This is a genomic window from Maribacter sp. Hel_I_7 (assembly GCF_000688315.1).
In the GTDB taxonomy this organism is placed as follows: Bacteria; Bacteroidota; Bacteroidia; order Flavobacteriales; family Flavobacteriaceae; genus Maribacter; species Maribacter stanieri.
The window spans coordinates 1,737,563-1,753,209 of the sequence record NZ_JHZW01000003.1; the positions used below are offsets into that span (position 1 = coordinate 1,737,563).

Annotated in this window: 12 protein-coding genes; 9 read left to right on the plus strand and 3 right to left on the minus strand. The window is 34.4% G+C overall.

The features are described 5' to 3' along the window. From P178_RS0119275 to P178_RS0119285, 3 genes are read left to right on the plus strand one after another with little or no spacing between them, the layout of a single operon-like run. On the plus strand, window positions 1-1,221 hold the full coding sequence (locus tag P178_RS0119275; RefSeq protein ID WP_027067771.1) for a DUF4350 domain-containing protein: 1,221 nt from the start codon (window positions 1-3) through the stop codon (window positions 1,219-1,221). After that, on the plus strand, window positions 1,211-2,209 hold the full coding sequence (locus tag P178_RS0119280) for an AAA family ATPase (RefSeq protein ID WP_027067772.1): 999 nt from the start codon (window positions 1,211-1,213) through the stop codon (window positions 2,207-2,209). Before P178_RS0119275 ends, P178_RS0119280 begins: the two co-directional genes overlap by 11 nt. A gap of 6 nt (window positions 2,210-2,215) precedes the next feature. After that, window positions 2,216-3,550, plus strand: coding sequence for a DUF58 domain-containing protein (locus tag P178_RS0119285; RefSeq protein ID WP_027067773.1), 1,335 nt, complete (start codon window positions 2,216-2,218; stop codon window positions 3,548-3,550). A 4-nt stretch (window positions 3,551-3,554) separates the two neighbouring features. Here P178_RS0119285 and P178_RS22420 read toward each other — a convergent pair whose 3' ends face one another. Then, window positions 3,555-4,016, minus strand: coding sequence for a hypothetical protein (locus P178_RS22420; RefSeq protein ID WP_051638371.1), 462 nt, complete (start codon window positions 4,014-4,016; stop codon window positions 3,555-3,557). Window positions 4,017-4,210: 194 nt separating this feature from the next. On the opposite strand from P178_RS22420, the gene P178_RS0119295 reads away from it, so the two are divergent. The 5 genes from P178_RS0119295 to P178_RS0119315 all read left to right on the plus strand — a co-directional run bounded on the left by P178_RS0119295 (window position 4,211) and on the right by P178_RS0119315 (window position 10,074). Further along, window positions 4,211-4,924, plus strand: coding sequence for a pirin family protein (locus P178_RS0119295; RefSeq protein ID WP_027067774.1), 714 nt, complete (start codon window positions 4,211-4,213; stop codon window positions 4,922-4,924). 246 nt (window positions 4,925-5,170) lie between these two features. After that, complete coding sequence (locus P178_RS22800; protein ID WP_027067775.1) at window positions 5,171-6,487, plus strand: sensor histidine kinase; 1,317 nt, start codon at window positions 5,171-5,173, stop codon at window positions 6,485-6,487. A 45-nt stretch (window positions 6,488-6,532) separates the two neighbouring features. Beyond that, complete coding sequence (locus P178_RS0119305) at window positions 6,533-7,633, plus strand: Gfo/Idh/MocA family protein (protein ID WP_027067776.1); 1,101 nt, start codon at window positions 6,533-6,535, stop codon at window positions 7,631-7,633. A gap of 24 nt (window positions 7,634-7,657) precedes the next feature. Continuing rightward, window positions 7,658-9,850: a transferrin receptor-like dimerization domain-containing protein gene (locus P178_RS22430; RefSeq protein ID WP_036147197.1), complete on the plus strand. Its 2,193-nt coding sequence runs from the start codon at window positions 7,658-7,660 to the stop codon at window positions 9,848-9,850. A 5-nt stretch (window positions 9,851-9,855) separates the two neighbouring features. Next, entirely contained in the window at window positions 9,856-10,074 is a 219-nt protein-coding gene (locus P178_RS0119315; protein WP_036147200.1) for a DUF2007 domain-containing protein, read from the plus strand. Window positions 10,075-10,130: 56 nt separating this feature from the next. Here P178_RS0119315 and P178_RS0119320 read toward each other — a convergent pair whose 3' ends face one another. Then, complete coding sequence (locus tag P178_RS0119320) at window positions 10,131-11,066, minus strand: DUF1080 domain-containing protein (RefSeq protein WP_027067778.1); 936 nt, start codon at window positions 11,064-11,066, stop codon at window positions 10,131-10,133. A gap of 195 nt (window positions 11,067-11,261) precedes the next feature. Here P178_RS0119320 and P178_RS22435 point away from each other — a divergent pair, with 195 nt between their 5' ends. Then, a complete protein-coding gene (locus P178_RS22435) occupies window positions 11,262-14,690 on the plus strand; it encodes a HEAT repeat domain-containing protein (protein ID WP_051638372.1) in 3,429 nt (1,142 codons plus the stop codon). Here the strand turns inward: P178_RS22435 and P178_RS0119330 are convergent. Beyond that, entirely contained in the window at window positions 14,685-15,626 is a 942-nt protein-coding gene (locus tag P178_RS0119330; RefSeq protein ID WP_027067779.1) for an NAD(P)H-dependent flavin oxidoreductase, read from the minus strand. The two genes, P178_RS22435 and P178_RS0119330, sit on opposite strands and share 6 nt — an antisense overlap. Between the last annotated feature and the right edge of the window lie 21 nt (window positions 15,627-15,647).

Below are 15,647 nucleotides of genomic sequence, written 5' to 3' on the forward strand. Positions count from 1 at the left end.
TTGGGGAAACGTTCTAAAATAATACTTGGGCTTTTGGTTACTGTGCTTATTGGCATCATTGTAACGGAAATTGTGCGCCCTAGACCAATTAATTGGCGACCCTCATATACTTCTATTTCTAAAATACCATTTGGTTGTTTTGTTTTATTTAATGAACTCCCTTCCATATTTCCAAATAGTGATATAGAGAAAGTAGAAAAAAGCGTGTATGATCTTCTTATTGAAAATGATTCTACGATCACTTCCAATTATATAATGATTAATGACTTCATCTATTTAGATGAGCAAGAAACTAACCAGGTTTTAAAATATGTCGAAAATGGAAATCAGGTTTTCATTGCCAGCAGCAATTTTACAGGGCAATTGGCGGACACTTTAAATATTCAAATTACCCAACAATATGATATTCAAGAAGACTCTGTAAAGACATCATTTTCTAATCAAAGTTTTAAACAGGAACATTTCTATTTTACAAGAGGTGTCAATCCAGCTTATTTTACAAGTGTTGACACTGTTAACACAGAAATACTTGGATACATTCAGTTTAAAACCTCAACGTTTTTAGAAAACGAGACGGAAAAATTAAAAACAAGAGCCAACTTTATAAAAACATCTTTTGGTAAAGGAAGTTTTATCATAAACACTTTACCCATTGCATACTCTAACTATTATCTTTTAGGCGAAAATAGTAACTACAGTGCACAAAGTTTCTCTTACTTAGAAGACCATCTTTTATATTGGGACGACTATAAAAAATCTGGTCGTAAAGTTATTACTTCGCCAATGCGATTTATACTGAATCAGCCTGCCCTAAAATGGAGCTATTATTTATTGATTGTTGGATTATTACTTTTTGTCATTTTTAAAGCCAAGCGAGAACAACGCATAATACCAATTATAAAACCGCTTGAAAACTCTTCTGTAGAATTTGCAAAAACAGTTGGGTCTCTCTATCATCAACACAGAGATTACAAGAATTTAAACGATAAAAAAATCACCTACTTCTTAACTTATATTAGAAATAGATATTACGTAGACACCACTGTTTTAGATAAAAAATTAATTACTCAATTAACTGCCAAAGCAGGAAAACCAAAAGAAGAAACTAAAAGTATTATTGAACTCATACTTAGTCTTAAAAATAAACCCATACATACTGAACAAGATGCTTTAAACCTTGCTCAGAAAATAAATACATTTAAACAATCTTATGGAAGATAATATACAAGATGAAAATAACGTAGAATTTAATTCTCGAATTGATCTTACCAAGCTCCAAGATTCTGTAGAAAAAGTAAAATTAGAATTAGGTAAGGTTATTATTGGTCAACAAGAAATGATCGAATTATTAATCGTTTCTATTTTGGCAAACGGGCACTCGCTTATAGAAGGTGTACCAGGTGTAGCCAAAACGGTTACCGCTAAGCTTTTAGCAAAAACAATGAATGTAGATTTTAGCCGAATTCAGTTTACGCCAGACTTAATGCCGAGCGATATTTTAGGAACTTCTATTTTCAACGTAAAGACTTCTGAATTCGAATTTAAGAAAGGTCCTATTTTTTCTAATATAATACTGATAGATGAAATAAACAGAGCTCCAGCAAAAACACAAGCCGCTCTTTTTGAAGCAATGGCAGAAAGACAAATTACTATTGACGGTAATGAATTTGAAATGCAACCTCCGTTTTTAGTTTTTGCCACTCAGAATCCTATAGAACAAGAAGGAACATACAGATTACCTGAAGCTCAATTAGACCGTTTTTTATTTAAAATAAATGTCAACTACCCTACTTTAGAAGAGGAAATTCAGATTTTAGAGAATAAGCACCAACAGAAAAATATAAATGTAGAAGCATTAATAGATTCCGTTCTTTCTGCGGAACAAATTGCATCTTACCAACAAGTTATTAAGGATATTATCGTAGAAGATAATCTGTTGAAATATATAGCAGCAATCGTCAATAATACACGAACCAATGCCAATTTATATTTAGGGGCTTCCCCTAGGGCATCTATTGCAATTTTAGAAGCATCAAAAGCAGTCGCTGCTATTAATGGTAGAGATTTTATAACTCCAGATGATATAAAGAAGGTAGTAGGTCCTATTTTATGTCATAGAATAATACTTACACCTGAGCGTGAAATGGAAGGTTATACTGCAGAAAAAATGATTAAAGACCTCATTCAAACTATAGAAATTCCAAGATAAAATTCTGTGAAAAAAATTTTTAAAAATATATTTCTTCAAAAGAGGTTCTTCCTTGTTTTAACAGGGGTGATTTTTAGCTTTTTGGTATCCTATATTTTTGAGAATTTTATTTTCATTGCCAAGATATTTTTCTTTCTATTCTTAATATTAATCTTGGTAGATACAGTATTATTATTTTTTTCTAAAGGCAATATAATAGCTGATAGAATAGTACCTGACAAACTCTCTAACGGAGATGAAAACAGTATCAAAATCAAGGTAACCAATCAATATTTATTTTCATGTAATGTCAACATAATTGATGAGCTTCCATTTCAATTTCAGAAGCGTGATTTTAGTTTTCTGGGTATATTAAAATCTGGGGAACAAAAATTTTATTCCTATACCATTAGACCCGTAGAAAGAGGTGTTTATAGTTTTGGTGATTTAAATATTTTCGCTTCCTCTCCTATTGGGTTTTTAGCTAATAAGTATACGTTTAGTCATAATAAAGAAGTACCCGTATATCCTTCTTTCTTGCAACTTCGTAAATATGACCTTTTGGCATTTAGCAACCGACTACTAGAATTTGGTATTAAAAAAATTCGTCGCATAGGGCATACGATGGAGTTTGAACAAATCAAGGATTATATTCAAGGTGATGATATTAGAAATATAAACTGGAAAGCCACAGCCAAAAGAGGTCAGTTTATGGTCAATCAGTTTCAAGATGAAAAATCTCAACCCATTTATTCTATTATAGACAAAGGGAGGGTGATGAAAATGCCTTTTAACGCCCTAACTTTATTAGATTACGCCATTAACGCTACATTGGTCATCAGTAGCATTGCTCTCAAAAAGAATGATAAAGCGGGTATGTTCTCCTTTAGTAATAAAATAGAGAATAGAGTTGTTGCAGAACGTAGAAGCTCGCAAATGAATCTAATTCTAGAGACGCTATATAATCTGAACACTAATTTCGTGGAGAGTGATTTTAGTAGATTGTATATTGATACAAAAAGAAATCTACCCCAAAGAAGCTTATTACTATTATATACTAATTTTGAAACATTAGATGCATTACACAGGCAATTACCCTATTTACAGGCAATTGCTAAACAACATTTATTGGTGGTAATATTCTTTGAGAATTCTGAGCTAATATCTTATGCTAAAGAGAAACCCAATAGCACATTAGCCGTTTTTGAACAAGCCATTGCCGAAAAATTCATATATGAAAAGCAATTGGTCGTTAATGAACTACGTAAGTATGGGATACAAACAATTTTGACCAAACCTGAAGATTTAACCATTAATACAATTAATAAATACTTAGAGATAAAAGCTAAAGGACTGTTATAAATAATTATCTAAGTAGGTAAGCAGCTTGTAGTTCAGAGTTTATATCACCAGTGCCATTATCAACGAACAATGGCAAGTCTAATTTATTTTCAGTATCTAGATTTATAACCAAACAACCACAATTTTTACCTCCACCATTTCTTCTTCTAGTATTGCTAGTCAATATATCTAAAGCCATACCAGACAGTATACCGCCTAAGGTTGTGTACAACACATCTTTTGTTTCCCACTCGTATCCCTTGGGCTTGTCATAAAGAGTTTCCTTTGCAAGACCAGCAGCCAGGCTACTACCAACTGCGCCTGCCCATTTCCACCCACGTTGACCGTTAGTTATTTTATGTGCGGAGTAACCACCCGCAACACCAATAACAATACCTGCTCCAATATGTTTTGCTGCATCGCTAGGGTCTTGCGCATTTATTTTGGTGATAATGGTTATAGCAAAAACAAGTATAATTAATTTCATTATAGGGGATTTGGCATTTTAATTCTATAACGAATTTCAACAAATTAAATTATATAAATATATTAATTTGCCTATTAACATTTTTATTAGATTAAATACCAATTTCAGTAGGTTCAATCTGTGCGCCACAGAATTTTACAATGTAAACTTTTACCAAAATTTTCGACTAACTTGTAATTTAAAAATAGATGAAAATGAAAACTACATTACATAAATCTGATACCAGAGGTCATGCTGATCATGGTTGGTTAAATTCATACCATAGTTTTAGTTTCGCTAACTATCACGATGCTGAACGAATGAATTTCGGAGTATTAAGAGTACTAAATGATGACACGGTAGCTGCCGGGAGAGGATTTGGCACACACCCTCATAGCAACATGGAAATTATTTCAATTCCGTTAGAGGGTGACCTTCAACATATGGACGATATAGGCAACTCAACAGTTATTAAAGCTGGTGATGTTCAGGTTATGAGTGCAGGTACCGGTGTTTCCCACAGCGAGTATAACAAGAATAAAGATCAGCCAGTTAAATTTTTACAGATTTGGATTATTCCTAACAAAGAAAATGTTACTCCGCGTTATGATCAAATCTCAATTAAAGATATTGCAACGAAAAATAGTTTGTATCAAATTCTTTCTCCAAACCCGGATGATTCCGGTGTGTGGATTCATCAAAATGCCTGGTTTCATCTTGGTGAATACGAATCTGAAACAACAGATTCATACACTTTAAAACAGAAAGGCAACGGAATCTACATATTTGTTTTGGAAGGAGAATTTGAATTGGAAAATCAAAAACTAAGCAAACGTGACGGATTAGGAATTTGGGATATCGATACTATTAATTTTAAAACGAATGGCAATTCGAAAATATTAGTAATAGAGGTTCCTATGAGCTTTTAATTAGTAAATTGTTTAAATGAAGATTCAAGTTTAAAAAGACATCAAAAAAAGGTGTCTTTTTAATTTTTAATACCACTACTTTCTTATATTTAAGTAAAATATGATAACGTTAAAAACTCCCCCAATTCTTCATATTTTACTTTTTGAGATTTAATATAAATACGCACTCATTTAACCTTCCAAAAAATAACATATATTAAAAAAAATAGTTTGTCTGAACATATAACGACATCAATAAAAAAACCTTTGAAGAGTAGTAAATTCTTAGATGAATTTGGTTTAATAACCATTATATCTTCAATTTTTACATTTGCAGTATTTATATACGCCCTAATTTTTCATTCTTATATAGAACAAATACTGTCATTTGTTGTTGCCCTAGGTTTCGGTATTGGTTTTATTTTAAATCGCTTAGGTTATCATAAAGCTACCAGAATTTACATGACCTTGTTTCCCCCAGTCATGTTCATGAGTTTGATATTTTTAATTGGCGGTTTTTTTGGTCAAGCTGTGGCCTTTGCCACAATGGGGTTTTTAGCATATATAGGGTATCGTAGAAACCCTAGGTTACGAAACCTAATTATAACTTTTGATATTCTTGCATTTATTATCCCTACCATTTACATTTCTATTCATGAACCCATTTTGGGTACTATTGATGTACCATTTGATGAAGTTTTTGCCTTCTTAGCCTGCTTGGGTTGGTTATCACTAACGTTTAGAATATATGATGAGAATAAGACCAAAACGTATACTACAGATTTAGAAAATCATATTACAGCATTAAAAGAGAGTGAACTAAATTTAAAAAAAGCTCAAGATGACCTAAAATTTCAAAACAATAGGTTGGCTGTTTTAAATAATGAGTTAAAATTAAAGAATACCCATATTGAGGAATTCACTTTTATTGTAACCCATGATTTAAGAGGTCCTTTAAATAACATTAATGTCATTGCCAAAGAATTAGAAAAGCAATACCAAGCTAGTAATTATGCCAATTTTGATAGCTATCTAAAACATTTACAAGGCAGTTCTACTAGATTAACAAATTTAGTTGAAGGACTTTTAAAGTATGCTGAAATTGGAAATTCCAGCGGAATGGAAAACGTAAATATTACTGAGATAATTCAACTTGCTTTAGATGATCTTTCTGAAAGAATTAAAGAAACCAATGCTACCATTCATTTAGGCGAAATGCCAGTACTTACGGCAAGACCTAACGATATACGCATGTTGTTCCAGAACTTAATTCACAATGCGTTAAAATTTAAAACTTCCGACAAAGCACCCGTAATCACCATTTCTTCTGAAAAAAAGTCTAATGAGTATTTATTTAGTGTTGCAGATAATGGTATTGGAATTCCAAAAGAACATAAAGACAATATATTTAATGCGTTTCATAAATTACATAACCAGTCTAAATTTGAAGGATCGGGTATCGGACTTTATGGAAGCAAGAAAATAATAGACCATCATCTTGGTAAAATATGGGTTGTATCAGAAGAGAATGTTGGTAGCACCTTTTACTTTACTATACATGATAATTTATTAGAATCTAGTTAAAAATAGGAGCATTTAAAAAAAAAAATTTAACCAAATTATAATTCGATGAAGAAATTAATTACACTGTTAATATTGTTCTTTATGAGTATTGGTTATTCCCAAGACCCGCCTTTGAAACTTGGTGTTGCAGGTCTTACCCATGGTCATGTTGGATGGATTTTAAGTAGAGAGGTTCAGTCAGATATCAATATGGTCGGTATTGTTGAAACCAATACAGAACTAGCAAAAAGACTTTCTGAAGAATTTGGTTTTTCAATGGATATCGTTTTTAGTTCTATGGATGAAATGATAAAAGCCGTAAAACCAGACGCCATAGCAGCATTTGGCAATATTAAAGATCATTTAATTATAGTTCAAGCAGCTGCACCAAAAGGTATTCATGTAATGGTTGAAAAACCATTGGCTACTACATTAGAAGATGCTCTTAAAATTAACAATCTCGCTAAAAAACATAATATTCAAGTATTAACAAATTATGAAACCTCTTGGTACGAAACTAATGTTAAGGCCAACAGTTTATTAGAACAAGGGACTATTGGAGAATTAAGAAAAGTAATTATTAGAGATGGTCATAAAGCTCCAAAAAAAATTGGCGTTTCAAATGAATTCTTAGAATGGTTAACAGACCCTGAATTAAATGGTGGTGGTGCCATTACAGATTTTGGTTGTTACGGAGCTAATTTAATGACTTGGATTACCAAGGGCCAAATACCTAACAGTGTTACCGCTGTCACACAACATCTACAACCAGAAAACAACCCTGATGTTGATGATGACGCCACTATTATTTTAACCTATGACAATAAAATGGCAATTTTAGAACCTTCTTGGAATTGGCCAATAGGAAGAAAAGACATGGAACTTTATGGCACAAAAGGCGCTGTTTATTCTGACAATCCTACGCAATTAAGATTAAGGTTATCAAAAGGATATAGTGACTATACAGAAGAAACATTTCTTTTACCGGAACGTGACAAACCTTATGATGATCCTTTTTCCGTTTTTGCCAATGTCATCAATGGCAATCTTATTTTAGAACCTTTTAATGTATACTCATTAGAAAATAACCTTATAACCATGCAAATTCTACAAGCGGCTATTAACAGTGCCAAAAGTGGAACTACCATAAAACTAGAAACTAATTAAACCTAAATAACTACACTTTGTATTATGAAAAATTTACTCACCACCCTATTTCTAATTATTTTTCTCAATGGATACTCTCAAACTTCAATTATTGGTTTTACTCCAGAGAATACCAATAAACAATTACAGCTAGAAAAAAGCTTTGAAGAAAAATTAAACGCAACAAATCTTGATACTTGGATGCAAAAAATGGCTGCAGAACCTCATTGGGTTGGTACCAAATTTGGAGAAGAGAATGCAAAATGGATTAAAAATCAATTTGAATCTTGGGGTTATGATGCAAAAATAGAAACCTACCAAATTCTATTTCCTTATCCAACAGAAAGGGTTTTAGAATTAACAGGACCTACGCAATACAAAGCCAAATTAACGGCAGTACCTGTAGAAGGCGACCCTTTTACAGCACAAGGTGATGCATTGCTACCTAGCTATAACGCATTCTCTATTGACGGGGATGTAGAGGCTGAATTGGTCTTTGTTAATTACGGAATACCGAAAGATTACGAAGAATTAGAAAAGCTTGGCATTAGCGTAAAAGGTAAAATAGTTATTGCTAAATATCAAGGCTCATGGCGAGGTATAAAACCGAAACTAGCCGCCGAAAAAGGAGCTATTGGTTGTATCATCTACTCTGACCCAGAAGATGATGGGTATGGCCAAGGTGATGTTTATCCAAAAGGAGCCTACAAGAATAAAACTGGGGTACAGCGTGGTTCGGTTATGGATATGCCTACATATCCTGGAGATGTATTAACTCCTGGATACGGAGCTACAAAAGACGCTAAAAGATTAGAAAGAAAAGATGCCCCGACGATTACAAAAATTCCTGTACTACCAATTTCTTACGAAGATGCACTTCCGCTTTTATCAGCTTTAGATGGTACTGTTGCACCAGAATCTTGGCGAGGTGGATTGCCAATTACATATCATATTGGTCCTGGACCAGCAAAGGTTCATTTAAAACTTACATTCGATTGGAAACTGGTACCTGCCCATAATGTTATTGCAACCCTAAAAGGAACAGAATTTCCTGATCAGTGGGTAATGCGTGGTAATCATCATGATGCATGGGTACATGGTGCCAATGACCCAATTAGTGGAATGGTCGCCCTTATGGAAGAAGCAAAAGTTATTGGCGAACTTGCAAAAAAAGGTCAAAAACCAAAGCGTACCTTGGTATTTTGTGCTTGGGATGCCGAAGAACCAGGATTAATTGGATCTACAGAATGGGTTGAAGACCATAAAAAAGAACTTCAAGAAAAAGTTGTTGCATATATTAACACCGACGGTAACGGACGTGGCTTTTTAGGTGCTGGCGGATCGCACTCTTTACAAGCTATGGTAAGTGAAGTGGCAAGCACTGTTGTTGACCCACAAACAAATGTCTCTGTTAAAGAACGTAGAATTGCAGCGAATATGGTTAATGGTGGCGATGACTCTTTTAAATTATATGCATTGGGCTCTGGATCAGATTACACTCCGTTTATTCAACATGCCGGTATTGCTGCTTTAAACCTAGGTTTTGGCGGTGAAAATGGAGGTGGTGAATATCACACTATTTATGATACTTACCCACATTACAAAAGATTTAAGGATCCAGAATTTGCTTATGGTGTTGCTTTAGCAAATACTGCCGGTCTTATTACCCTACGTTTAGCAAATGCCGATGTTATTCCTTTAAACTTCTCGCAATGGAAATCTACTGTTTCAAATTACCTTACAGAAATTATCGATGAGACTGAAAGTATGCGAAAAGAGGTATTGAAGCATAATAAAATGATTGATTTAAATACATATCAATTAGCAGCAGATCCAACCAAAAAGGTTAAAACTCCGACGAAAAAAGAACTTATACCTTATATTGATTTTTCACCTTTACAAAATGAACTTGTAGCACTTGAAGCTACTATTACCGAGTTTGAAAAAATTAATACCGCTACTCTTTCAAAAAAATCTATTGATGGTTTAAACAAGAGTTTAATGAAAGCGGAACAAATGCTTACCTCTGAAAAAGGATTACCACGTAGACCATGGTTTAAACACCAAATTTATGCTCCTGGTTTTTATACCGGTTACGGCGTAAAAACTTTACCTGGGGTAAGAGAGGCTATCGAACAAAAAAATTGGGTAGAGGCACAAGAACAAATTGAAATCTTGACAACAACATTTAAAAATTTCAATACGTATATTAAAGACGTAACTAAAAATTTAAAATAATTATTATGGACTCAAATTATATAAAAGTGTTCGGTGGCAATAGCATAGTTGCACATCGCATAGAACTCGCATTAAAAGAGAATAACATAGAACCAATTCTTAAAGATGAAACAGAATCCGCACGTCTTGCAGGTTTTGGCACTCCTTTACCAGAGTTAGTAGAAATCTATGTTCATAAAGATCAAGAAGAAAAAGCATTAGCTTTAATTAACGAGCTTAATTAAAATCAATAAAAAAGCCTCCAATAATGGAGGCTTTTTTTTACAAGTATTCTATAATACTACCCTTTACTCAATGGTGTAATTTCTAGTTTTCTAAATTCTACAGGACCATGATCTCCTTGAATCATAATAGGTCCAGCTGCTGCCTCATTATTATCTAAAGCACCACCTGTCATAGAATCTATATTTTGGTTTGAAATAATCGTTTTACCATTAGCTACAATTGTAACACGTCTACCAATTAAAGTAATATCAAATGTTTGCCACTCCCCTGCTTTCATGGCTACATTTTCATTTGGTGTTAATAGACCATAAATTCCACCAAAGTAAATTGAAGATGCATCTAAGCCAATATTATCAGCTATTTGCACCTCATAACGCCCTCTTAAATATAGACCGCTATTGCTACCTTCTGGATATCTAAACTCTGCATGTAATTGAAAATCTTTAAACTTTTCTTCAGAGATTAAATTAACACCAGGTTTTTCGCTTGTAAGTAAACCATCTTTAACCGCCCATTGGTTATTTGGTTTCATCTCCCAACCATTTAAATTCTTTCCGTTAAAGAGCGATATTGTTTTTCCCTTTTTAGCATTGCTATAATATGGTAGTTTAGGAGATTTGGTAGCTGTCCAATTATAGGTCTTGCCATCTACATAAATCATAGTTCCGGCTAAACCTTCGCCAACTATTTTTCCTTCAAATTCCATATTAGCAGCACCAGGCTCCCATTGTGGCGGAATTTCAAAAGAGAATAAATCTCCATGCTTTTCTATTTCTGCTACTGGTCTTGCACTTCCAAATGCGTATGTAAATCTTCCGATCAACGTGTTGGTACCTGAGTGTCTAATTTCTAACCAAGATGGTAGTTTTTCTCCTTCTTGATCAATGGTTAAATTCCATTTTCCTTCTAACGGGTGACCTTCTTGTGCTTTTAATGTGGTAAAACTAAAAGTCAACAGAAAGAAGAAAGCAACTGTTTTAATAGTATTCATATTATTTTAGGTTTGATAAGTAATCAAATATAAAAGAACTTTTAAATACAGCTTCCCAACATAGAACTAAATATTCTCAAATTCAAAAAAAAGACAAGCTTTACTTATGATGTTAGTAATTTAACTTGACATTAATTTCATTATTTATTAATTACATTATTTGCTACATTTAAACTTCAATTCAACCAATCAACAATGACATTTTTTAAAAAGCTTCTACTTGGGGCAATATGCCTTGTATTCTTGTGCACTTCTTGTATAAATAGAAATCCTACTGAAATTCCATTAACCATTCAACAAGATAGTACGGACCTTATTGAGATGGCAAAAAAAGCTAGAGAAACCATTACCGCAAAGGTAGCAGATGGTTTAGAATTAAGTCTTTGGGCTTCTGATTCTTTAGCGCCAGATCCAATAGCTATGGATATTGACAACGAAGGCAACGTCTACATTACACGTTCTAACAGAAATAAAAATTCAGAATTTGATATTCGTAGCCATAGAGATTGGATGACAGAATCAATAGCCCTAGAATCTGTGGAGGATAGACGTGCGTTTCTTCATAAAACCTTTGCTCCAGAACTTAGTAAGGAGAACGAATGGTTTCCAGATTTAAATAACGATAGTATTCATGATTGGCAAGACCTTACTGTTGAACAAGATGAAATTTGGATGATACAAGATTTGGATAAGGATGGTATAGCCGATGTTTCCACCCAAATCATGAATGACTTTAATGATGAAATCAATGATCAAGCTGGTGCGCTTTTAGTTAGGGACAATGATGTTTTTGTAGGTATTGGTCCAGGCATGTATCGGCTAACTGATACTAATGGTGATAAGATTTTAGATGAGAAGACCAGTATTGCTACTGGTTTTGCCGTGCATATTGGTTTCAGCGGTCATGGTATGTCTGGTGCTGTTGAAGGACCAGATGGTAAAATCTATTGGGGAATTGGAGATATTGGCGCAAATATTACTACGGTTGATGGTGAGAACCATAAATACCCAAATGAAGGCGTTATTGTTAGAAGTAACCCTGATGGGACTGATTTTGAAGTATTTGCACACGGACTAAGAAACACCCACGAGTTTGTTTTTGATGCCTACGGAAATATAATTTCTTCTGATAATGATGGTGACCATAAAGGAGAAAGTGAAAGATTAGTGCATATAGTTGAAGGTTCAGATGCAGGTTGGAGAGCTAATTGGCAGTATGGTAAATACACAGACCCAAAGAACAATGGCTACAATGTTTGGATGGATGAAAAGCTTTTTACACCTCGTTGGGATGGGCAGGCTGCATATATCATGCCACCTATACAGAATTTTCATAATGGTCCCACAGGTATGAGATATAACCCAGGTACTGCGCTAGGGACAAAATGGTTGAATAAATTCTTCTTGGTAGAATTTGTAGGTGACCCCAGTAGATCTCATATTTGGTCGTTCGATTTAAAGCCAAAAGGCGCCTCTTTTGAGCTTAATTCAGATGAATCTATTTTATCTGGAGTATTACCTACAGGTATAGATTTTGGACCTGATGGTGCTTTGTATCTTGCCGATTGGGTTAATGGATGGGGTAGCAAAAACTATGGTCGAGTATGGAAATTAGACGTTAATAAAGAAACCAATGACTTAGAACAAGAACGGTTGGAAACACAACGACTAATGACTCATGATTATGAAGATGATAAGACAGATAATTTAGTGAAATTATTATCATATGGCGATATGCGAATTCGCCAAAAAGCACAATTTGAACTTGCTAAAAGAACCTTTTGGGGTTATAGAGCCTTAGAAAAAGTTATAAAAGAAGATGAAAACCAATTTGCACGCATTCATGCCATTTGGGGTATTGGGCAAATAGCCGCAAATGATAAGGATGATGCTAAGCCACTTTTGAATTTATTACAAGACGATGACCCCGAAATTATAGCGCAAAGTGCAAAAGTTTTAGGAGATGTTAGATATGAGAAAGCTGCCGACAGTTTAATATCGCTTACTACTCATGAAAATGATAGGGTAAAGTTTTTTGCTGCACAGGCACTTGGGCGTATGAAGTATGAAAATGCGACCGAAGCATTAATAGCTATGATCGAAGCGAATAATGATCAGGATCTTTATTTAAGACATGCCGCAGTTTTAGCACTTTCAAGAATAGGAAATGCCGAACCACTTTTAGCTCTTGCCAATAGCGATAATAAAAGTTTGCGTATCGCAGCTGTTCTTGTTTTAAGAAAATTACAAGAGCCTAAAATCTCTGTATTCTTATCTGATGAAGATGAATACATTATTACTGAAACCGCTCGTGCAATCAATGATGACCTTTCTATTGCGGCTGCATTACCAGCATTAGCAGCAACGCTAAATAATGAAAAATTAAAATCTGAACCCTTGTTACGTAGAGCTATTAATGCCGCTTTACGCGTGGGTGGTGATGAGCAGTTAGATATGCTTATCAATTTTGCAAAAAGAACAAATGTGTCTAGTGATTTACGTGGGGAAGCTCTTGCTGCCTTAGGTACATGGAACAATCCTTCTCTTTTAGATCGCGTAGATGGTAGATACAGAGGCGAAATATTAAGAGAGAACGGTCAGTTAGAAGAGAAAATTAAAAAAGATATTCCGTCATTTCTTAAAGAGCGCCAACCTGAAATATTAATAGGTATTTCTAAAACTATAAGCGCAGTTGGTATTAACTCTTATAATGATGAGCTATTTTATATTTTTAAGTCGAATAGATCACCTGAAGTAAGAGCTGCTGTTTTAACTGCCTTGGGTCAATTAAAATATAATAGAATGGAAAGCGCCATGTCTATTGGCATGCAAGATAAAAATGAAGAAGTAAGAACTGCAGCAGTAGGCCTTTTAGGTCAACTGAACTTACCGAAAGAAAAATTACCTGCAATTGTTGACCCTATATTTAAAAAAGGGTCTATCTCTGAGCAACAAAGAATGTTAAACGTCTTAGGTGATTTACCTGACGCAAATAGCAACGCCATACTTACGAGCCTAATTGATAAAGCCAGTAAAAATCAATTAAAACAAGGTATTTTACTTGATTTAATGGAATCTGTAAATGCGACTGAAAATCCTGCATTAATTGCACAATTAGACAAATTGAACAAGGCAGGCTATTCTGCCGATTCGTTTCAAGAAACACTTTACGGAGGTAACTGGTGGACAGGTAGATCTGTTTTTAACAATAATCCTACAGCGCAATGTGTTCGTTGTCATTCCGTAAATGGTGCTGGTGGAGAAGTTGGTCCGGCATTAGATAATATAGCTAATGTTTTAAGTAGAGAACAATTGTTAGAGGCACTTATAGAACCAAGTGTAAGATTAGCACCAGGCTATGGCACCGTTACGTTGACATTGAATGACGGGCAGAAAGTGCAAGGTGTTTTAATTGAAGAAAACAATACACAATTATTACTTAGAACATCTGAAGCTGAACCTTTAAAAATTCCTTTAAAAAGAATTTCAAGAAGAGAAAACTCCATGTCTGCAATGCCCGCCATGGGTCGTATGATCTCTAGAAGAGAACTCCGTGACCTTATGGAATATCTTTCGTCTTTAAAAAATAAAGAGCGAATTATTGAAGGGGAAGATAAATTATAATGAGGAAAGTTCTGCTTTCCTCTTATAAAATTCGTTCATTAAATCTTTTATAATCTCACCAGCTGGTTTTATGTCATGTATCAAAGCAGATACCTGACCAATTTCTAGCTCACCATCTTCTAAATCACCTAAGAACATGCCTTTTTTGGCACGACCTCTACCCAATAACATCTTCAATTCTTCAGTAGTTACGCCTTCAGCATATGCTTTTTGAACTTCTTGATAGAACTTATTCTTGATTAAACGAACAGGAGCCAATTCCTTTAATGTTAATTGAGTATCTCCTTCTTTGGCATTGACCACAACTTCTTTAAACTTGATATGGTTTGATGCTTCTTCACTTGCTACAAACCTACTACCCACTTGCACTCCGTCAGCTCCTAAGACCATTGCCGCTAACATTGCTTTTCCAGTGGCAATACCACCTGCGGCAATTAACGGAATAGTAATCTGTTCTCGTACTGCAGGGACTAAAACTAGGGTAGTAGTTTCATCTCGCCCATTATGTCCACCAGCTTCAAATCCTTCAGCAACAATAGCATCTACACCAGCCTCTTGTGCTTTCAATGCAAACTTTAGGCTACTGACCACATGAACTACCGTAATTCCTTTTTCTTTTAGAAACGATGTCCAAGTCTTTGGATTTCCTGCAGAAGTAAAAACAATCTTTACCCCTTCTTCTAAGATAATATCCATCAATTTATCAATATCGGGATACAACATTGGTACATTGACTGCAAATGGTTTTTGAGTCGCTCGTTTGCATTTTTGAATATGTTCTCTCAATACATCTGGATACATACTACCAGAACCAATAACACCCAAACCTCCGGCATTAGAGACGGCACTAGCTAATCGCCAACCGCTGGTCCATACCATTCCTCCTTGTATTATAGGAAATTCAATTTTGAAGAGCTCGGTAATTCTATTTTGCATAAGAGATATTTAAGACTGTCA